The 20278-nt window shown below is 68.1% G+C and carries 18 protein-coding genes; 11 read left to right on the top strand and 7 right to left on the bottom strand.

What is annotated here, in order from left to right:
* Positions 1 to 67: 67 nt before the first annotated feature.
* Positions 68 to 1270 carry a bifunctional 3-oxoadipate enol-lactonase/4-carboxymuconolactone decarboxylase PcaDC gene (gene pcaDC / locus AC1DQR_RS36105; RefSeq protein WP_416053027.1) on the top strand — a complete coding sequence of 401 codons (1203 nt, stop codon included), beginning with the start codon at positions 68 to 70 and terminating at the stop codon, positions 1268 to 1270.
* On the opposite strand, the gene AC1DQR_RS36100 is transcribed toward pcaDC, so the two are convergent.
* On the bottom strand, positions 1267 to 2259 hold the full coding sequence (locus tag AC1DQR_RS36100; RefSeq protein ID WP_477134765.1) for a Bug family tripartite tricarboxylate transporter substrate binding protein: 993 nt from the start codon (positions 2257 to 2259) through the stop codon (positions 1267 to 1269). The two genes, pcaDC and AC1DQR_RS36100, sit on opposite strands and share 4 nt — an antisense overlap.
* Complete coding sequence (locus AC1DQR_RS36095) at positions 2256 to 3065, bottom strand: glutamate racemase (RefSeq protein WP_416053026.1); 810 nt, start codon at positions 3063 to 3065, stop codon at positions 2256 to 2258. The genes AC1DQR_RS36100 and AC1DQR_RS36095 overlap by 4 nt, the downstream gene beginning before the upstream one ends.
* A gap of 89 nt (positions 3066 to 3154) precedes the next feature.
* Between AC1DQR_RS36095 and pdxR the strand changes: the two genes are divergently transcribed.
* On the top strand, positions 3155 to 4660 hold the full coding sequence (pdxR, locus tag AC1DQR_RS36090; RefSeq protein ID WP_416053025.1) for a MocR-like pyridoxine biosynthesis transcription factor PdxR: 1506 nt from the start codon (positions 3155 to 3157) through the stop codon (positions 4658 to 4660).
* Here the strand turns inward: pdxR and AC1DQR_RS36085 are convergent.
* Genes AC1DQR_RS36085 through AC1DQR_RS36075 form a run of 3 tightly spaced genes read right to left on the bottom strand, consistent with a single transcriptional unit; the run spans position 4603 to position 7516 of the window.
* Positions 4603 to 5715, bottom strand: coding sequence for a 3,4-dihydroxy-2-butanone-4-phosphate synthase (locus AC1DQR_RS36085; RefSeq protein ID WP_416053024.1), 1113 nt, complete (start codon positions 5713 to 5715; stop codon positions 4603 to 4605). The genes pdxR and AC1DQR_RS36085 overlap by 58 nt on opposite strands.
* A complete protein-coding gene (locus AC1DQR_RS36080; RefSeq protein ID WP_416053023.1) occupies positions 5712 to 6659 on the bottom strand; it encodes an alpha/beta hydrolase in 948 nt (315 codons plus the stop codon). The genes AC1DQR_RS36085 and AC1DQR_RS36080 overlap by 4 nt, the downstream gene beginning before the upstream one ends.
* Positions 6660 to 6715: 56 nt before the next feature.
* Positions 6716 to 7516 carry an SDR family NAD(P)-dependent oxidoreductase gene (locus AC1DQR_RS36075; RefSeq protein ID WP_477134764.1) on the bottom strand — a complete coding sequence of 267 codons (801 nt, stop codon included), beginning with the start codon at positions 7514 to 7516 and terminating at the stop codon, positions 6716 to 6718.
* A gap of 373 nt (positions 7517 to 7889) precedes the next feature.
* Between AC1DQR_RS36075 and AC1DQR_RS36070 the strand changes: the two genes are divergently transcribed.
* On the top strand, positions 7890 to 9077 hold the full coding sequence (locus tag AC1DQR_RS36070) for a helix-turn-helix transcriptional regulator (RefSeq protein WP_416053021.1): 1188 nt from the start codon (positions 7890 to 7892) through the stop codon (positions 9075 to 9077).
* 6 nt (positions 9078 to 9083) lie between these two features.
* Here AC1DQR_RS36070 and AC1DQR_RS36065 read toward each other — a convergent pair whose 3' ends face one another.
* Complete coding sequence (locus AC1DQR_RS36065; protein WP_416053020.1) at positions 9084 to 9443, bottom strand: VOC family protein; 360 nt, start codon at positions 9441 to 9443, stop codon at positions 9084 to 9086.
* A gap of 14 nt (positions 9444 to 9457) precedes the next feature.
* Positions 9458 to 9625, bottom strand: a complete 168-nt coding sequence (locus AC1DQR_RS36060) for a hypothetical protein (protein ID WP_416053019.1) — start codon at positions 9623 to 9625, stop codon at positions 9458 to 9460.
* Positions 9626 to 9848: 223 nt separating this feature from the next.
* Here AC1DQR_RS36060 and AC1DQR_RS36055 point away from each other — a divergent pair, with 223 nt between their 5' ends.
* The 8 genes from AC1DQR_RS36055 (at position 9849) to AC1DQR_RS36020 (ending at position 19855) form a co-directional block, all read left to right on the top strand.
* Positions 9849 to 11000, top strand: a complete 1152-nt coding sequence (locus AC1DQR_RS36055; RefSeq protein WP_416053018.1) for an LLM class flavin-dependent oxidoreductase — start codon at positions 9849 to 9851, stop codon at positions 10998 to 11000.
* 121 nt (positions 11001 to 11121) lie between these two features.
* Positions 11122 to 12315 carry an acyl-CoA dehydrogenase family protein gene (locus tag AC1DQR_RS36050; RefSeq protein WP_477134769.1) on the top strand — a complete coding sequence of 398 codons (1194 nt, stop codon included), beginning with the start codon at positions 11122 to 11124 and terminating at the stop codon, positions 12313 to 12315.
* 19 nt (positions 12316 to 12334) lie between these two features.
* Complete coding sequence (locus tag AC1DQR_RS36045; protein ID WP_416053017.1) at positions 12335 to 14080, top strand: FAD-dependent oxidoreductase; 1746 nt, start codon at positions 12335 to 12337, stop codon at positions 14078 to 14080.
* Between the two features lie 50 nt (positions 14081 to 14130).
* Positions 14131 to 14649, top strand: coding sequence for a flavin reductase family protein (locus tag AC1DQR_RS36040; RefSeq protein ID WP_416053288.1), 519 nt, complete (start codon positions 14131 to 14133; stop codon positions 14647 to 14649).
* Positions 14650 to 14676: 27 nt separating this feature from the next.
* A complete protein-coding gene (locus tag AC1DQR_RS36035; RefSeq protein ID WP_477134763.1) occupies positions 14677 to 16434 on the top strand; it encodes an FAD-binding protein in 1758 nt (585 codons plus the stop codon).
* Entirely contained in the window at positions 16418 to 17185 is a 768-nt protein-coding gene (locus AC1DQR_RS36030; protein ID WP_416053015.1) for an SDR family oxidoreductase, read from the top strand. Before AC1DQR_RS36035 ends, AC1DQR_RS36030 begins: the two co-directional genes overlap by 17 nt.
* A gap of 11 nt (positions 17186 to 17196) precedes the next feature.
* Positions 17197 to 18225 carry a 2Fe-2S iron-sulfur cluster-binding protein gene (locus tag AC1DQR_RS36025; protein WP_416053014.1) on the top strand — a complete coding sequence of 343 codons (1029 nt, stop codon included), beginning with the start codon at positions 17197 to 17199 and terminating at the stop codon, positions 18223 to 18225.
* Position 18226: 1 nt separating this feature from the next.
* Positions 18227 to 19855: a FadD3 family acyl-CoA ligase gene (locus tag AC1DQR_RS36020; RefSeq protein ID WP_416053013.1), complete on the top strand. Its 1629-nt coding sequence runs from the start codon at positions 18227 to 18229 to the stop codon at positions 19853 to 19855.
* The last annotated feature ends 423 nt before the right edge of the window (positions 19856 to 20278 follow it).

The raw sequence follows: 20278 nt of genomic DNA, 5'->3' as shown, positions 1-20278 counted from the left end.
AAGAACACACCAAGTACACACGAAGAACACGTAACTGAACCGCAAACTGAATTCTCTGGAGACCACCTTGCCCTTTATCACCCACGCCGGCAACCGCCTCTTCTACACACTGGAAGGCCCGGCATCCGCGCCCGTCCTCATCTTCTCCAACTCGCTGGGCACTGACCACACCATGTGGGCGCCGCAGGCCGAAGCGCTGGGCCAGCAATTCCGCATCCTGCGCTACGACACCCGCGGCCACGGCCAGTCCGCATTGCCTCCGGGCCCGAGCAGCGTGGCGGAACTGGGCAGCGACGTCATCGCCCTGATGGATGCCTTGCAGATCCAGAAGGCCGCCTTCTGCGGCTTGTCGATGGGCGGCCTCACCGGCATGTGGCTGGGCGTGAACGCGCCGCAGCGCTTCACCCGCATCGTGCTGGCCAACACCGCGCCCAAGATCGGCACGCCCGATGCGTGGAACACGCGTATCGAAGGCGTGCTGCGCGACGGCATGGCGCCGCTGGTGGAAGGCTCGTTGCAGCGCTGGTTCACGCCAGCCTTCGTCAGCGCCGCCGGCAACCAGCTGGACGACCTGCGCAAGGTGCTGACCGGCCTGGACGCGCGCGGCTATGCCGCCAACTGCGCGGCGGTGCGCGACGCCGACCTGCGCGAGGCGGTCAAGACGATTCCCGTGCCGGTGCTGGTGATTGCCGGCAGCGCGGACCCGTCCACCACGGCGGCAGAAGGGCGCGCCCTGGCCGACGCCATTCCGGGCGCGCGTTATCTCGAACTGGAAGCGGCCCACTTGTCCAACCGCGAACAGCCCGCGCGCTTCACAGAGGCATTGCTGGACTTCCTGGGCGGCGATGCGCAACGACCCGCCAGCCGCCCCGCCAACGATGGCGAGCGCTACCAGGCCGGCCTGGCCGTGCGCCGCGCGGTGCTGGGCAGCGCCCACGTGGATCGCTCGCTGGCCAAGCTCAACCCGCTGACCGAAGAGTTCCAGAACCTGATCACGCGCTATGCATGGGGCGAGATCTGGACGCGCGAAGGCTTGCCGCGCCATTCGCGCAGCCTGATCACCATCGCCATGATGGTGGCGCTCAACCGCTCCGATGAGCTCAAGTTGCACCTGCGCGCCGCGGCCAACAACAACGTGAGCCGCGACGAGGTAAAGGAAGTGCTGCTGCAGACCGCGATCTATTGCGGCGTGCCGGCAGCCAACTCGGCCTTCCATATGGCGGAGGAAGTGTTTGCCGCGGTGGATGCGGAAGTTGCGGCCAAGGGCTAGTTCTCCAGCTTGATGCCCTGCTTCGCCACCAGGGCCTTGATCCTGCCGCGTTCGGCCTGGATGTCCGCGGCGAAGCGCTCGGGCGTGTTGCCGGCGGGCTCCGCGCCTGCCGCGCGCAAGCGCTCCTGCAGTGCGGGCTCGGCCAGTACCTTGGCCACTTCGRCCTGGATGCGCTGCACGATGGCATCCGGGGTGCCGGCCGGCGCCACCAGGCCGTACCACGCGCCGTCATTCACGGCCTTCAGCCCAAGTTCCGCGAAAGTGGGAACGTCCGGCAGCGCGGGCAGGCGCTTGGGCCACGCAATCGCCAGCGCGCGCAACTTGCCGCTCTTGATGTACGGCATGGAGGAGGGCAGGTTGTCGAACATCATGTTGACCTGGCCGCCCATCAGGTCGTTGAGTGCCGGGCCGGCGCCTTTGTAAGGCACGTGGACGAGACTGGTGCCGGTAGCCACCTGGAACTGCTCGGCCATGATGTGCGTGCCGCTGCAAGTGCCGGTGCTGGCGAACGACAATTTGCCCGGGCTGCGCTGGATCATGTCGAGCAGCGCCCGTGCATCGCTTGCCGCGAAATCCCGCCTGACCGTCAGCACGTTCGCCGTATTCGCCAGGTTGGTGATCGGCCGCAAGCTCTTGTCCGCATCGTAGGGAAGGTGCGCGTTGCAGGCGGGATTGACCACGTGCGTGCTGACCGTGGCCATGCCCAGCGTGTACCCGTCGGCAGCGCTGCGCGCCACGAACCCCATGCCGATGCTGCCGCCGGCGCCTGGCTTGTTATCGATGACGATGGCCTTGCCCAGCCGCTGCCCGAGCCGGTCAGCGACCACCCTGGCCACGTAGTCGGTCGTGCCGCCAGCGGGAAAGGGCACCACCAGCGTGATTGGCCTGGCGGGGAACGCCTCGGCTTGGGCCGCGAGGCTCGTCGCGGCCAGCAAGACGGTGAGCAAGGCCCGGCGCATTGGATGGTAAAGCGGTGAACAGGATTTCATTGCAGTCCTCCAAGGACGACGGGTTGCAGGTCGATGCGCATGGCGGCCAGCATCGAACGGAATGCCGATGCGGTATGCGTGGGGTTTTCCGTGACAGCACAAACGACCCGGCCTGTGCCGGTTGTCGTCAGGCACTCGAGCGCTTCGATCGAGGCGCGCACCGGATCGACGAAGGCCTTGCCGGGAAACAGCCGCTGGAAGTAGGCATCGAGCCAGGGCAGGTGCGTGGACGACAACGTGAAGACATCAATCTCAGGTTGCGTGGCGAGAATTGCACGCACGAAGACGTCGACTTGCGCGGTGGTGCGCGCGGGATCGGTCAGGAATGCACCTGACTCCACCAGGTCGACCAGGGCGGAGGCGTTGAACGAAAATGCTTGCCCGCGCCCCCGGCTGGCCGCGGCGATATACGCGCCAAGCTCGGGGCTCTGCACCATCGAGCGCACGCCCAACACGCCGATCTGTCCGGACTTCGACAGCGCCAGGGCCTCGGCAACCGGCGGCACCACGCCAAATAGCGGCACGCTGGCGGTGCGGCGCAAATCCTCCAGCACGGTGACCGAAGGCGCATTGGACGCCATCAGGATGGCGCTCGCGCCCAGGCCCTGCAGGCGTTGCACGGCTTGCGCCGTGACCTCCAGCAAGGCCTGCCTGGTTTTGCCGCCGTAGGGAAAGCTGGCGCGGTCGGCGAGATAGATCAGGTCCTGGTTGGGGAAGCGCTCCTGCAGGAGCCGTACGGCGGCATAGCTGCCGATGCCGGCGTCGAAGACACCAATGGGTTGATGCAGCGTGGCGAAGGGATCCATGACATTTCGGTGAGTGGGTTCGCCTGGACTATCGCGCCAGATTGGTACAATTAAAAGTGCCGAAAACTGATTTTTTAATTGGGCCATTTATGCCAAAGATGCGCGATGCCGAAGTGCTGGACCTGGCGGTGCTGCCAAGGAACGCGGGAGAGGCCAAGCAGGCCTGGGTGTATCGCAACATCCGCCAGGCCATTCTCGGTGGCAGCCTGCAGCGCGGCGCCAGGCTCGCGTCCACCCGTTCGCTCGCGGCGCGTTGGGCGGTGTCGCGGGGGATCGTGGAACTGGCATTCGATCAGTTGCGGCTGGAGGGGTATATATCGAGCCGGGTCGGCTCGGGCTCGCGCGTGAGCGCCAGGCTGCCTGAAGAGTTCTCGCTGCAGGAAATCAGCCACCCCGGGGCGCAGTCCATTGCTCCCCCGACAGCCGTGGCGGCGTCGACGCGCGTCGTGGCGGGCCTGCCGTTCGTGGCCCGCCTGGCCGATCCCGCCTTGTTTCCACTCGACGAATGGCGAAGCCATGTGAGCCGCGTACTGCGGTCGTTGTCCGCCCAACAACTAGGCGACGACGATCCCTGCGGCGACCTCGCCCTGCGCGGGGAAATCGCCGCCTACCTGCGGGCGACCCGCGGCATCCGGTGCGACGCCGGGCAACTGATGATCGTGACCGGCATCCGGCAAGCCATCGACCTGGCTGCCCGCGTGGTGTTGCGCGAGCAGGGCCGCGTGCTGCTGGAGGATCCGGCCTATCTGTCGGCGGTACCGCTCTTCAGCTTGTCCTCGCCGTGCATCTCGCCGGTGGCGGTCGATGAGGAGGGCATCTCGATGGATGGCATTCGCCGGCATAAGGATGCGGCGCTGGTGTATGTCACGCCCGCCCACCAGGCGCCGCTGGGCCTGACGATGTCCGTGAGCCGGCGGCTGGCCTTGCTCGACTGGGCAAAGGCGCACGACGCCTGGGTCCTGGAGGACGACTACGACAGCGAGTTCAACTACAGCCGCGCGCCGCTGCCGGCGCTCAAGGCGCTGGATCATGCTGATCGCGTGATCCACTGCGGCAGTTTCAACAAGAGCCTCTATGCGTCGCTGCGCATTGGCTACGTGGTGATGCCCGACGCCTTGCGGCCCGCGCTGTGCCAGTTGCGCGCTACCACCGGGCGCTCCAACAGCCTGGTTGAGCAGCTAGCGCTGGTGTCCTTTATCCGCTCCGGTGCGCTGTCTCGCCACCTGCGCGTCTCCCGGAGCGTGTACCTGCGCCGCCGCGACATCGTGCTGGCGGAACTGCGCGCGGTGTTGGGCGAGCACCTGCGTGTCAGCGGGGAGCACGCCGGGTTTCATTTCGTGTTGTGGTTGCCGGACGGCATCAGCGAGCACGATGTGGTGCAAGCCTGCGCCGGCGCGAAGCTGACGCTGCAGGGCTTGGGCGAGTTCTGCCGGGCGCGGGCAATGCCGCCAGCGCTGGTGATCGGTTACGCCGCCGCGCAGGACAATGTGCTGCGCGACGCGGCGAGACGGCTGGCGCGGGAGATAGCCGCACTGGCTCAGGCCGGCGGCACGAACTCGGTGACCTCCAGCTCGAATCCCGCGATATTGCGATAGGGCACCGGCTGGCTCAGCAGCCGCAGCTTGCGCGCACCCTGGTCTCGCAGGATCTGCGCCCCCACGCCCAGCGCGCGCTGCGCGAACGACGGCGGCGCGGGCTGTCCCTTGTCTTGACCCAGGCGCGAGACTTGTTCGAGTAGCTGGTGAGGCGGCTCGCGTTCGGCCAGCAAGACCAGGATGCCGCAGCCCTCCGTGCCGATGCGCGCCAGCGAACGTGCCAGGTTCCAGCCCGTCGCGAACTCTGCCTGGTTTTGCGCTGGCTCGAACGCGAGCACATCGCGCAAGGTCTCCACCGTCTGCACGCGCGTCAGCACCGGCTTGCCCGGCTCCGGCCGGCCCAGCACCAGTGCAAGGTGCACCGCGTCGAGGGGCGCGTCGTAGTACGCATGCACCGCGAACTCACCAAAAGGCGTGGCCAGCCGGCTGCTCTGGCTGCGGCGCAGCGCGCCTTCCACCAGCAGGCGATGATGGATCAGGTCGCTGATCGCGCAGACCGTCAGGCCGTGCTCGCGGGCGAAGGCCAGCAGCGCGGCGCCGCGCAGCAACTCGCCGGCATCGTCCAGCAACATCGTGTAGGCGCCCGCGGCCTCGCGCCCGGCCAGCCTTGGCAGATCCGAGCAGGCTTCGGCAAAGCCGGCGCGGCGCAGCACGCCGTCGGGTTGCGCCACGATGGGAAAGACGTGGCCCGGCTGGACCAGGTGACCGGCGCTCGCATGCGCGGCGCTGGCCACGCGCATTGTCAGCGCGCGGTCGGCCGCGGAGATACCGGTGGAGACGCCATCCACCGCTTCGATCGACACGGTGAACGGCTCGCGCTGTTTGCCTGCGCCCGCCATCATCGGTAAGCTCAGCCGCCGCCGCCTGGATTCGGTGATGGCCAGGCAGACCAGGCCGCGCGCATGCGCTGCCATGAAATTGACGTCGGCCTCGCTGACCTTGTCCGCCGCAACCAGCACGCAGCCGCTGGCTTGTGCGGTGTCGTCCTCGATGACCAAGACCCGCTGGCCGGTGGCGATGGCGCGCAGCACGTCGCCGATCGGTGCGGCGCTCATGCCGCCTCCCGCTCGTCGGCAAAGGCGGCGTGCAAGGCGGCCGCCGCCAGGTCGAGCGCCGCGTCGGCTGCCTCCAGCAAGCCCTGCATGCTCATGAAGCCGTGAATCTGCCCTGGCCAGCAGTGCAGGGCGCTGTCCACGCCGGCGCGCTGCATGGCGGCGGCGTAGGCCTCTCCCTGGTCGCGCAGGGGGTCGAATTCGGCGGTGATGATGGTGGCCGGTGCCACGCCCGCCAGTTCGCGCTCGCGCAGCGGGCTGGCGCGCACATCGACGGCATGGCGCGGGTCGGGTGGCTCGGGGAAATAGTGGCGGGCATACCAGCGCAACATGTCCTCGGTCAGGAAGCAGCCTTGTGCGAAGGTGCGCCAGCTGCCGGATTCATCCGCGCAATCCAGGTAGGGATAAAGCAGCAACTGGTGGCGCAGCGCCACGCTGCCACGCAATTGCTGGCACGCAACCGCGGCCAGATTGCCGCCCGCGCTGTCGCCGGCGACAGCCAGCCTGTCCGGCAGCGCGCCCAGTTCGGCGGCGTGCGCCGCGCTCCAGCGCAGTGCCGCGCAGGCATCGTCGGCAGCTGCCGGAAAGCGTGCCTCCGGCGCCAGCCGGTAGCCGACCGACAGCACCAGGGTGCCCGCGCGGTTCGCTAGCGAGCGGCAGATATTGTGGTGTGTATCGATTCCGCAGGTGACGAAGCCACCGCCGTGGAAGAACACCGTGAGCGGCCAGGGGCCGTCGCCATGCGGCCGGTAGAGGCGGGCGGGCAAGGGGCCGGCGGCGCCGGCCACGCTCAGCTCGCGTTCTTCCGCGACCGCATCGCCCGGCGCGAACGCGGGGTGCGCGGCCAGCACGGCGCGGTAGGCCTGCGGTGTGATGGTGGTGAAGTCGAGTGGCGGGAACTGCGCCATGGCGTTGAGCAGGGCGCGGACTTGCGGGTCGAATTGCATTGGTTTTTCCTGATGCGGACGGGAGGAAGTGCAGGGGTGCGGGCCAGGCAGGCGCTTCAGAAGGCGAAGGCCGGTGCCCTGCCGCTCGCGATGCCGTTGGCGCGCGCTTGCGCGGCGGCGGCGGCTTCGGCGTGCGGCAGGATCCAGAAATCGCCAGCGGCCACGCCGTCGAGGATGTGCCGGGCCGCTGGCATGCCCTGCGCGATGCTCGCCTGTAGCGCCTGGTTCATGCCGCCGACGCCGCTTTGCGCGCCGGCCGGCAGGTCGAGCGCAATGCCGGTGGCCACCGGGCCTGGGCATGCCACCGATACCTTGAGCGGCAGGCCCGCCGCCTGCAGCTCCATCGCCAGCCCTTCGCTCAACGCCACCACGCCCTGCTTGGACACGGTATAGGGCGCAAGCCAGGGGCCCACGGCAAGACCCGCCATCGAGGCGATGTTGACGATATGCCCGCTGCCTTGTGCCGCCATGCGAGGCACGAAGACGCGCAAGCTGTGGATGACGCTCCACAGGTTGACGTTCAGCACGCGCTCGAACACGGCGGCATCCAGCTCCCAGCAGGCACCGGTCGCCAGCACGCCGGCATTGTTGAAGAGCAGGTCGACCCGGCCGAGCAGCTCGAAGCTGCGCGCACAAAGCTGCTCGACCTGGGCAGCCTGCGCCACATCGGTTTGCAATGTCCCTATCGTTTGCGGGTGGTGTGTCAGTTCGCCGTGCACGCGCCGCAGCGCTTCGGCATCCTTGTCGGCCAGCACCAGCGCCACACCCTGCGCGGCGAGCGCGTGGGCCAGGGCCTCGCCTATGCCGCCGCCGGCGCCTGTGATCACTGCGGTCTTTCCGGTCTCGTTTGCCGCCATGGCAGGTCTCCTCGCGAAGTGGTTGGAATGGATGGCGCGCTGGATTGCGTTTGCCCATTTCTACCGGCGCGGCCGGGCCTTCGCATCGTCTGTTTGAATGAGGAGCCAGGCGCCGGCAAGGCTCAGGGATTGTCCTGAGAGGGGTGTTGCCTAGTCCGTTTGCGGTATGTGAGCGTGCGCCAGGAGGGTAAGGTCTGACCTGTCCGCAAGCGGCGGCATCACATGGCGCGCGAATAGGTGCAAACCATGACGCACAATGCCGCCACCGGCGCAGTGGCGATCCATATAATCGGGAACCGCCGGGGCGCGCAGCGCCCCTGTCATGGCGAACGCCGGCCGCAGAGCCTGGCGTGGATAACGGGAGACAAGAGGTATGTTGATGGAGGCAAGCCACAGCCAGGAAGCGGCGCTTTGCTACGCGCCGGTGGCGCTCTCGCTGGCGGATCTCAGCACGCTGCTTGGCAAGATCTACCAGGGGGCCATGGAGCAGGTGCCATGGAGCAAGGCGCTGGAACTCATCCGCACCCACCTGCGTGCGAACTTCGTCACGCTGATCCTGCGCTCGCCGGCAAGCGACCGCGCGGGCCTGATGGTGCATGCCAGCGAGGAGGGCGGCAACACCTTGCCCGGCGAGACCATGTACAACAACTACTACTACGCGATGGATCCCTTCGTCGACCTGCCCGCGGACCGGGTGGTGACGATCGACGAGCAGATTGGCACCAGCGCGTGGTGCAACAGCGACCTGTACCAGCAGTTCCTCAAGCCGCTAGGCGTGCGCTATATGATGGGCGCGGACATCCGCACCGACGATGGCGTGGAATGCCGACTCCGTGTCTGCCGCAACGTCGACGCGCCGGACTTCTCGGAAGCGGACAAAGCCATTTGCATGGTGCTGCTGCCGCACCTGCGGCGCGCGGTCGATCTGCACTCGCGCATGGATGTGGTGGAGTCGGAGCGCACCCTGTACGCCAGCGCCATCGACCGCATGCTGGTCGGCATGGCGATACTCGATGAGACCGGTGCCATCATGCGGACCAATTCGGCCGCGGACGAAATCCTTGCCGACAAGGACGGCATCCGTATTGCCAGGGGCTCGCTGGATGTCGAGTACGCGCAGGAGAACCGCCAGTTCCAGCGCCTGCTGCGCCAGGCCATCATGGGCCATATCGGCACCGCGCCGGCGGTGATGGAGGCGATGTCGATCACGCGGCCTTCGGGCAACGCGAAGCTGGGCGTGCTGATCCGCACGATTCCGCTGAGCGAGTGGTCGGAAGACAACAAGCGCCGGCCTTCGTGCGTGATCTTCATTCGCGACCCGGAGCGCAAGTCGCAGGCCTCGCACGAGGTGGTGCGCAAGCTGTTCGATTTCACGCCGGCGGAAACCCAGCTCGCACTGCAGTTGGCCAACGGCCTCGCGCTGGAAGAGGCGGCCGAGGAGCTCGGCATCAGCAAGAATACGGCGCGCGCGCACCTGCGCGCCATCTTCTCCAAGACCGGCGTGACCCGGCAGGCCACGCTGGTGCGCATGCTGCTCAGCAGCGTGGTGGCGCTCGGCTAAAGCGTGCTAGCCCGCCGGCCTGGCGGGCTTGGCGCTAACCACCAGCGGGAATCCCTGCGGCGTGGTCAGTACCGCGCGCAGCTCGTGCGGGCCGCTGGCGAGCGGCTGCGCGATGCGCGCGCCGCCCTCCAGCAGGCGCTCGATCGCCGCGGCGATATCCTCGCCGGCTTCCAGCCGGAATGCCAGCGCGGGCTGAGAGACCAGCCGCTCCTCGCCGGCCACCAGCGCTACCGTGATGGGGCCGGCGTCCAGCGCGCAATAGCGCCCGCCATCGCGAAATTTCACCGCCAGGCCCAGGCCCTGCTCGAAGAATGGCAGGGCGGCATCGATATCGTCCACCGGGTAAAGAAAGAGGTTCGATTGCATGCTGGCGCTCCTTGTCAGCGGGCTGCCGCCGCCTGGCGGCAGACGGCACGGATATTGAGCGCTTGATCACCGTCGTCGTCGGGCAGCAGGATGTCGAGCGCGCGGGCGGGTGCGGCGGTGCCTGTCGGCAGGGCGGCCAGCAGCGTCTGGCGAAGCGGAGGAGTCGGCGGAGGAATCTTCATGATGGCGTATCCATGTGCAGGTGGTGAGTGGTCCCGGACATGATAGGGACACGGTGCCGCTGCGCATAATCCAATCAGACGATGCAGCACTTTCCCCAGCCGCACACACTGCAGTCACGCAGGCCAGCAATGACGGTGCCGGCGATGGCGCCGCCCGCCACGACAACGCGGCGGCGCTTCCGGCCGATGGCCTGAAAACCAAATGCAAAGGAAGGGGATTGCAATGCGATTTTCGCTGATCTACGAAGCGCAGACTGTCGACGCGTCGCGCGCCGGCGACCACAAGGTGTTCGACGAAATCATGGAGCAGGTGGAGCTCGCCGAGGACATGGGTTTCGATGTCGTCTGGGCGGTGGAGCACACGGCGCTGACCAACTACGCGCACATGAGCGCGCCGGAGACCTTCCTGGCCTTCGTGGCCGGGCGCACGCGCCGCATCGGCATCGGTCACGGCGTGGTCTGCCTGCCGCCGGCGATGAACCATCCGGTCAAGGTGGCCGAGCGCGTGGCCACGCTCGACATTCTCTCCGGCGGGCGCGTGCACTTCGGCGTGGGTAAGGGCGGTACGCAGCAGGAGGCAGGCACCTTTGGCTACGACCTCGAAACCTTGCACCCGATGATCGACGAGGCGATGTACCTGATCCCGAAGATCCTTACCCAGGACGAGATCGAGCACGATGGTGAGTTCATCAAGATCCCGCGCCGCCCCATCCATCCCAAGCCACGCCAGGATCCCCACCCGCTGATGTACCTGGCCTGCACCAACGCCGAAACGCTCAAGCGCGCCGGCGCGCGCGGCATGGGCGCGCTGGTGCTCGGCTTTGGCGGCCCGGAAGACGTGGCGAAGAAGAATGCAATCTATCGCGAAGCCTACGAGACGCGCCAGGCGAAGGAACAGGTTGGTTTCCGTCCTCACCAGCATCTTGCCGCCCTGTGCCCGACCATCGTGCTGGAAGACGGTGTGGCGGCGCGCAAGATCGGCATCAAGGGGCAGCGCTACTTCATGGAGTCGCTGGCGTACTGGTATGCCGGCGGCGAGCGTCCCAATCCCGATGGCTGGGATGTGGACAACATCACCGACCAGGACGCGCAGGGCAAGGCCGTGATCAAGACCAGCTTCGCCTCGGAGAAGGTCACGGTGGATTTCAGCGATCCGTCGATGATGATGCTCAATCCCAACCATGCCTACGGCACGGTGGAGGACTGCATCGGCTATGTGCAGCGCCTGATCGACGCCGGGGCCGACGAGATCCTGTTCATCTGCCAGATGGGCACGGTGCCGCAATGGGCCCAGCTCGAAACCATCCGCAATATCGGCGAGCACGTGATCCCGCACTTCCGCGCCCAGGGCCGCAAACTGCGCGCGCTCGCCTGAGCGGGCCATCGGACCATCGCCGCTGCGTGACTAGTCTCCTCGGACGATGGCGCGGGGCAGCGGCGATGGCAGCATGAAGGCACGACAAGACCGGCCCGGTGGCCGGCAAGAGGAGATCGCGGTGCATCGAGACAACTACCCCGAAGGACTGGCGGCCGAACTGATCGGCCGCGCGCACGAAATGATCCCGGCGCTGGCGCAGCGCGCCGGCCAGGCCGAGGCGCAATCGCGCATCCCGGCCGAAACCGTGGCCGACATGCAGGCCGCGGGCTTCTTCAAGGTCTTGCAGCCGCGCCGCTACGGTGGCTATGAACTGGACCCGCAGACCTTCTTCGACATCCAAATGGCCCTGGCCAAGGGCTGCATGTCCACCGCCTGGGTCTATGGCGTGGTGGGCGTGCACAACTGGCAGTTCGCCTTGTTCGACGGCAAGGCCCAGCAGGACGTCTGGGGCGCGGACAACGCCACCCTGATCGCCTCGACCTATATGCCGGTGGGCAAGGTGGTGCCGGTGGACGGCGGCTTCCGCTTCTCCGGGCACTGGAAGTTCTCCAGCGGCAGCGAACTGTGCGACTGGATCTTCCTCGGCGGCCTGGTGCCGCCGCAGCAGGCCGGCGCCGCGCCCGAGTACCGCACCTTCCTGCTGCCGCGCAGCGACTACACCATCGTGCGCAACTGGGATGTGCTGGGCCTGCGCGCCACCGGCAGCCACGATATCGTGGTGGATGACGTGTTCGTGCCGGCCTACCGCACCCACAGCGCCATCGACGGCGCCAAGGGCACCAGCCCGGGCTTGTCCCTCAACCAGGCACCGCTGTACCAGCTGCCGTTCGCCCAGATCTTCGTGCGTGCCGTCTGCACGGCCTGCATCGGCGCGCTGGAAGGCGGGCTGGACGATTTCATCGCTTATGCCGATGGCCGGGTCAGCGCCAACAGCGGCGGCAGGACGGCCGAGGACGGCGGCGCCCAGCTGGCCTGCGCCAATGCGGCGGCCGGCATCGATGAGATGCGCACCATCCTGCGCCGCAATTTCGACGAGCTGATGGCAACGGCGCAGCGGGGCGAGCAGCTCGATACCGCACGCCGCCTGCATTTCCGCTACCAGTCGTCGCAGGTGGCCCAGCGTTGCGCGCAACTCGCCGACAGCCTGTTGCGCTATGCCGGCGGCAATGGCATCTACGTCAGCAATCCACTGGTACGGCGCTTCCTCGACCTGCACGCGGCGCGCGCCCACTACGCCAACAACGTGGATCGCTTCGGCCAGAACCTGGGCGGCGTGATGATGGGCCGCGCCAACACCGATTTCTTTATCTGAGGCAGGCGTGGAGAGGAACATGAACCAGGGCGCAGGGCAGGCAGGCAGCACCGGGGTATTTGATGTGGTGGTGGTCGGCTCCGGCGCGGGCGGCATGCTGGCAGCCTGCCGCGCGGCGGATCGCGGCCTGTCCGTGGTGGTGCTGGAAAAGAGCGGCCAGTACGGCGGCACCTCGGCGGTGTCCGGTGGCGGGATCTGGATCCCGCTCAACCACCATATCGAAGAAGCAGGCGGCAGCGACAGCTACGACGCCGCGCTGACCTATCTCGAAGCGTGCACCGAAGGGCGCTCCACCCCCGCCAAGCTGCACGCCTACCTGGAGCACGGCCCGCGCATGCTTGCCTACCTGGAGCAGCGCACCGGGGTGCGTTACTACTCGCTGCCGCGCTACGCCGACTACTTCCAGCGCTTGCCGGGCGCGCTGCCCGGATATCGCGCGCTGGATCCGATGCCGTTCGATGGCGCGCTGCTGGGCGAGGAGTTCGCGCGGCTGCGGCCGCCTTCGCCGGGGACGCTGGTGGCGGGCCGGGTGGCGGTGACCTCCGCCGAGGCCCACGCCATGCTGAGCAAGAGCCGGGGCTGGCTGGGCGTGGCGGCCCGGCAGTTCGGGCGCTATTGGCTGGATCTCGGCTGGCGCCGCCGCACCGCGCGCGACCGCCGGCTCACGCTCGGCAACAGCCTCGTGGGCGGCTTGCGCCACGCCATGATGGCGCGCGGCATTCCGCTGTGGCTCGATACCGCGCTGGAAGACCTGCTGATGGAGGAGCCAGGCGGCGCGGCGCGCGTCACCGGCGTGCTGGCGCGGCGCAATGGCGCACAGGTACGCATCGAAGCCCGGCGCGGCGTGATCCTGGCCGCGGGCGGCTTCGAGCGGAACCAGGCCATGCGCGAGCAATACCTGCCGCATCCCAGCCGGGCCGAGTGGAGCGCCACGCCGCCGCACAACACCGGCGACGGCATCCAGGCCGCGCAGCGCGCGGGCGCGGCACTGGAGCTGATGTCGCATGTATGGGGCGCGCCAACGGTGAAGGTCAGCGGCGAGGAAAAGCAGCGCGCGATCTTTGTCGAGCGTGCCTTGCCCGGCTGCATCGTCGTCAACGGGCAGGGCAGGCGCTTCGTCAACGAGGCCGCGCCGTACTCCGAGTTCGTGCCCGCGATGTACCGCGACCACGCGCAGACTGGCTGCAGCGTGCCGGCGTGGCTGGTGTTCGATGCGACCTTCCGCCGCAAGTATCCCTGCGGGCCGATCCTGCCCGGCTCGGTCATGCCGGACCGCCGTATCCCGGCCGCCTTTGCGGACGTCCTGCTGCGCGCCGATTCGCTCGACGCGCTGGCGCGGCTCGCCGGCATCGCCCCCGGCGGCCTGGCGCACACCGTCGAGCGCATGAACGGATTCGCAGCGCGCGGGGTGGACGAAGACTTCGGCAAGGGCGACAACGTCTTCGATACCTACTACGGCGACAGCCAGGTCCGTCCCAACCCGTGCCTGGCGCCGATCGGCCGCGCGCCGTTCTACGCGGTGCGCATCGACGCTGGCGATATCGGCACCAAGGGCGGGCTGGCGACCGACGCCAGCGCCCGCGTGCTGCGCGAGGACGGCTCGCCCATCGACGGACTGTTCGCCATCGGCAATACCAGCGCCTCGATGATGGGCGCCAGCTATCCGGGCGCGGGCTCCACGATCGGGCCGGCCATGACCTTCGGCCTGATCGCCGCCGATGTGCTGGCGGGCGCAGCGGCCGGGCAGAGCGGACTAACACCATGACGCGGCGCGATGCGGCTGCCGCGCCGTGCATCACACAAGCAGGAGGCATGATGAACCAGAATATTCCCCCGTCGCTGCGCGACGATATGCTGATGGCAATGCGCCGCATGGCGCGCTCGGTTGCGGTGGTCAGTTGCCGCGAGGGCGAGCGCCGCTATTCGATGTCGGTCACCGCGGTCGATTCGCTGTCCGCGGACCCGCCTTCGCTGCTGATCTGCATCCATCGCAATGCCTCGATCTACCCGGCCCTCAATGCCGGGGTGGATTTCTGCGTCAACCTGTTGGCGGCCGATCATCGCGACATTGCTGTCGATTGCAGTGGCCGGCTCAAGGGCGAGGACCGCTTTACCACGGGCCAGTGGGAGGCCGACCCGCTGGGCGTGCCCTACCTGCGGGATGCCCAGGCAAACCTGATCTGCGAACAGGATGGCCGTTTCGACTACGGCACCCATGCCGTCTTCATCGGCCGCCTGCGCGAAGTCCGGCTGGCAGGCGAAGTGGCGCCGCTGGTCTATGTGGATGGCGCCTACTCCACCTCGGCGCCGCTGGCCAGCCTGCGGGCGGCGTGAGGTGAGCCAAGTGCCGGAGCCTGCGCCATGACCGCCAACGCCGTCGTTCCCGATCCCGCCTCCGGCGGGGTCAACGCGGTATTGCCGCCGCTGGTCGTTGCCGACCCGGGTGCCTGCCGGTGGGATGCCCGCTGCGACGTGGCTGTGATCGGCTTCGGCGCCGCCGGCGCCTGCGCGGCGCTCGAAGCCGCTCGGGGCAGGCTCGGCGTGATCGTGGCCGAGCGCTTCGAAGGTGGCGGCGCCAGCGCCAGGAGCGGCGGTGTGGTGTATGCCGGCGGCGGCACGCCATACCAGCAGGCCGCCGGTTACCGTGACACGCCCGAGGCCATGGCGGCTTACCTTCGGCAGGAAGTTGGCGACGCCGTCGGCGATGGCACGCTGCAGGCATTCTGCGAGCGCAGCACCGGCATGATCGCCTGGCTGGAGCAGTTGGGCGCGGGCTTTGCCGCCACCGTGCCGCCGCGCAAGACCTCATATCCCGCGCAGGACTATTACCTCTACTACTCGGGCAACGAGACCGTGGCGGACTACGCGCGGCATGCCGAACCGGCGCCGCGCGGCCATCGCTGCAAGGGCAGTGGCATGTCCGGTCACGCGCTGTACGGCGTGCTGCGGCGCGCGGTGCTGGCGCAGGCCGGGGTGGACGTGATGCGCCATGCCGCGGCGCGCCGCCTGATTGTCGATGGCCAGGGCGCGGTCATTGGCGTGGAACTCCGGCGCCTGCCACCCGGCCGCCTGCAACGCCGGCATGCCCGCCTGGCGCGCTGGGCCGAGCGCCTGCACAATCTTTCCCCGGCGCTGGCCGATGCCTTGCGCCGGCGCGTGACGCAACTGGAAGCGCATTTCGCGCAGCCCTATGCAGTGCGCGCCGGCGCCGTGGTGCTGGCCACCGGCGGCTTTATCTTCAACCCGGCCATGGTGGCCGCGCACGCCCCCAAGTACAGCCGCAACTGGCGCCTGGGCACCACCGGCTGCGATGGCAGCGGGATTCGCCTTGGTCTGTCTGTCGGGGCGGCGGCGCGCCACCTGGAGCGCGTTTCCGCATGGCGCTTCATCAATCCGCCGTTCGACTGGGCGCGCGGCTGCGTGGTCGACGCGCAAGGCGCGCGCATCGGCAACGAGGAAGTCTACGGCGCGCGGCTGGGCCACGCCATGTGCGAGGAGCACGGCGGCCGTGCCTGGCTGATCCTGAACGCCGGGCTGGCGCGCGCGGCCCTGCGCGATTGCGTGACCGGACGCCTTTGGGCCTTTCAGCGCGTGCCCGCCATCATGCTGATGCTGTTTGGCGCCACGCGTGCGCCGAGTGTCGCATTGCTGGCCGACAAGCTGGGCATGCCGCGTGCGGCATTGCTGGCGACGCTGGCTGCATATAACGCGGCGGCGCGCGGCGAGCAGCCCGACCCCACTGGGAAATCCGCGGCGATGTGCGCATCGCTGGAACGCGGGCCCTACCTGGCCATCGATATTTCCGCGCATAGCCGCACCTTTCCCTGTCCCGCCATCACCCTCGGCGGCCTGCGCGTGGACGAGGCGTGCGGCCAGGTGCTGGCGGAAGGATCCGGCGCCCAGGCGGCGCCGATCCCGGGCCTGTACGCGGTCGGCCGCACGGCGGTCGGCATCGCTTCGAATCACTATGTGAGCGGCCTATCGCTCGCCGACTGTATCTGGTCGGGGCGCAATGCCGGGCGCCACCTCGTAGCCCTGGCGGCCCTGGCGGACCAGCCGGGCCGCAATGAAGACACCGACGAACACATCAAGGAGACAAGCCATGAGCAACCGAGTTGAAGGAAAGATCGCCATCGTCACCGGCGCCGCCAGCGGCGTCGGCAAGGAAGACGCCTTGCTGCTGGCGCGCGAGGGCGCGCGCGTGGTGCTGACCGACCTGAACGAGGAGGCCGGCCACGCCGTGGCGCGCGAGATCGGCGACGCCGCCATCTTCGTGCCTCACGATATCGCCAGTGAAGCTGGCTGGCAGCAGGTCATGAAGCGCACCCAGGACCGCTTTGGCACGCCGGGCGTGCTGGTCAACAACGCCGCGGTGCTGGCGCTGGGCTCGGTGGAGGACACCACGCTGGAGCAATGGCAGCGCATCATGCGCATCAATGCCGATGGCTATTTCCTGGGCTGCAAGTATGGCGTGGGCGCGATGAAGGAGAACGGCGGGGTCATCGTGAATATGTCTTCGGTGGCGGCCCTGGGCGGCATGAGCATGTTCTGCGCCTACAGCGCCAGCAAGGGTGCGGTCACCGCGCTCACCCGCAGCGTGGCGGCCTACTGCAAGCAGCGCGGCTACAAGATCCGCTGCAACTCCGTGCATCCGGACGGCATCCTGACGCCCATGACGGCTGCCCTGATGCAAGGCGCGGCCGACGCCTCGGCCACCCATGAGCAGGCGGGCGGCGATCCGATGCAACGCATGTGCCTGCCCGGCGACGTGGCAAACCTGGTGCTGTTCCTGGCCTCCGATGAGTCGCGCTACGTCAACGGCGCCGAGCTGCGCATCGACAATGCGCAGACCATCATGGGCATAGCCTGATCGCAGACATCATGGTGCAAGCGCAATTCCACCCGCTGCGCATCGCCCAGGTGGTGGCCGAGACCGACGAGGCAAGCTCGCTGGTGTTCGAGCTGCCCGAAGGACTGCGCGATACCTTCTCCTACCGGCCGGGCCAGTTCCTGACACTCAAGGTGCCGCTGGAGGGCGCCGCGCAGCAGCGCTGCTACTCGCTGTCCAGCAGCCCCCAGGTTGACAGCGCGCTGCGAGTGACGATCAAGCGCGTGCGCGGCGGTCGCGTATCCAACTGGATCTGTGACCGGCTCGGGGCCGGCGACACGGTTGACGTGATGCCGCCCGCGGGCGTGTTCACGCCGCGCAGCCTCGATGGCGACCTGCTGCTGTTCGCCGGCGGCAGCGGCATCACGCCGGTGCTGTCGATCGCCAAGGCCGCGCTGCGCCATGGCGGCGGCAACGTCACGCTGATTTATGCCAACCGCGACGAACGCAGCGTGATCTTCCGCGATGCGCTGCGCGAACTGGCCGCGCGCCACGCGCACAGGCTGCGCGTGATCCACTGGCTGGACAGCGTGCAGGGGCCGCCCTCGCAGGCCCAGCTCGAAGCGCTGGCCTCGCCGTGGGGCCACGCAGACTGTTTTATCTGCGGGCCGGGGCCGTTCATGGACGGTGCGCAGACCGCCTTGCAGGCCCTTGGCGTGGCACGCGAGCGGATTCACGTGGAGCGCTTCGGCGCGCCGCCGCTCGCCGCAGCGCTGGCCAAGGACGAGACGCCGCCAGCTTGCTCGCCCGCCGCACTGGAAGTGGAACTGGATGGCGTACGCCACCGGCTCGACGCCCGGGCCGGCGAAACCGTGCTCGACGCCATGCTGCGCGCCGGCATTAGCGCCCCGAATTCCTGCCGCTCCGGCCTGTGCGGCGCCTGCATGTGCCAGGTGACGCACGGCGAGGCGACGCTGGGCGAGAACCACGTGCTCGACACCGCCGACCGCGAGGCCGGCTGGACCCTGGCCTGCCAGGCCCGCGCGGCCGGCAGCGAACTGCACCTGAAATTTCCCGACTGACATGATGACAACCGACACCATCGACACCGCCCAGGGGTTGGCCGACGCCGCCAGCGCGGGGCAGGCCGTTCCCGCCACCATCCCGGAACTGGTACGCACAGCCGCCGCGCGCCATGGTGCGCGCATCGCCATCCAGGAGGACGGGCTGCGGCTCAGCTTCACGGTGCTGGACGCGCTGCGCGCGCAGGCGGGACGGGCGCTGCTCGCGCTCGGCGTGTTGCCTGGCGACCGGGTCGCCGTCTGGGCGCCCAACCTGTCGGAATGGATCGTCGCCGCCCTGGCCACGCACAGCATCGGGGCGGCGCTGGTGCCCATCAATACCCGCATGAAGGGCATGGAGACCGGCGCAATCCTGGCCGACAGCGGCGCGCGGGTGCTGTTCTGCATCGACGACTTCCTCGGCGAGAGCTATCCGGAAATGCTGGCGCCGCACCGGCCCGCCACGCTGGAGCGCGTGGTGGTGGTGCGCGGGTGCGCGGGGCGGCAGATGGCGCCGGATGAGCTTGTATGGGCAGACTTCCTGGCCCTGGCGCCGCAGACCAGCGAGGCGGATTTTCGTGCGTGCGAGCGTGCCGTAACCGGTGACACCCTGATGGACATCATGTTCACCTCGGGCACCACGGGCCGCCCGAAAGGCGTGATGACCGCGCATGCGCAGAATCTGCAGGCCATCCATGGCTGGGCCTCGATCACCGGCGTGGAGGCCGGTGACCGCTACCTGATCGTCAATCCCTTCTTCCACACCTTTGGCTACAAGGCCGGGTGGCTGGCGGCGCTGGTCAGCGGCGCTACTATCCTGCCGCACCTGGTGTTCGATGCCGAGGCGGTGATGACCCGCGTCGAGAACGAGCGCATCACGGTGCTGCCCGGCCCGCCGACGCTGTACCAGACACTGCTGAACAATCCGCGCCTGCGCGAGTTCGACCTGTCCTCGCTACGCGTCGCGGTGACCGGCGCGTCGGCGATCCCGCCCGTGCTGATCCAGCGCATGCGGCGCGAGCTGGGCTTTCGCGACATCTTCACTGGCTACGGCCTGACCGAGTCGTGCGGCTTTGCCACGCTGACCCGCGCCGGAGACGACGCCGATATCGTGGCGCTGACGTCGGGCCGCGCCATGCCCGGTGTCGAGCTGCGCTGCGTGGATAGCGCCGGCCAGCCAATGCCGGCAGGAGAGCCCGGGGAGGTGGCGGTGCGCGGCTACAACGTGATGCGCGGCTACTTCCAGCTACCGGAGGCCACCGCCGAAGCGATCGATGCGGGCGGCTGGCTGCGCACGGGAGATATCGGCACGCTCGACGCGCGTGGCAACCTGCGCATCACCGACCGCATCAAGGACATGTTTATCGTCGGTGGCTTTAATTGCTATCCGGCCGAGATCGAGAAGCTGCTGGTATCGCATCCGGCGATCGCGCAGGTGGCGGTGGTGGGCGTTGCGCACGAGCGCCTCGGCGAGGCAGGCAAGGCCTTTGTGGTGCTGCGGCACGGTAGCAAGGTTGGCGCTGATGAGCTGATCGACTGGGCGCGCCGGCATATGGCTAATTACAAGGTGCCGCGGGAGGTGGTGTTTGTGCAGACGTTGCCGATCAGCGCGGCGGGCAAGATTCTCAAGTATCGGTTGCGGGAGGGGTGATGGGGTATGGGGTATGGGGCTGGGTTGAGGCTTCTAGCTGCTGGCGCAGACGAGCGTGGGTGGGCGGGGTTTTATTGCTTCTAGCTGCTGTCGCGGCTGTACGGGGTTGGCCGTTTTGGAACGTGTGAGATGTCACTTCTCTTTACTCGTAAAGAGAAGTAACCAAGAGAAAGCGATCCTTGCAGGAGGCTGGCTTATTGGGGTTGCGCAGCCCAATGGTTTCGTCGTCAGGCCCCGGGTTCTAATGGCCTCATGCCGTTACCGGATTGAGTGGCCACGATCCTGCGGATGGCGCTGGTTTCGTGGTGAGGCTGCTCGGTAGCGGCATCCCTGCTCATTCATCCATCTGCCGGTACCGGTGCAAAGTGTCACGATATGTCACGCCGTGATGGTTTCGTGGTGGGGTGGGCGCGGTGGAAGAAT

The sequence above is a fragment of the Cupriavidus sp. 05L411 genome (genome assembly GCF_056398045.1).
This window is presented reverse-complemented; position numbering and strand designations above follow the sequence as displayed.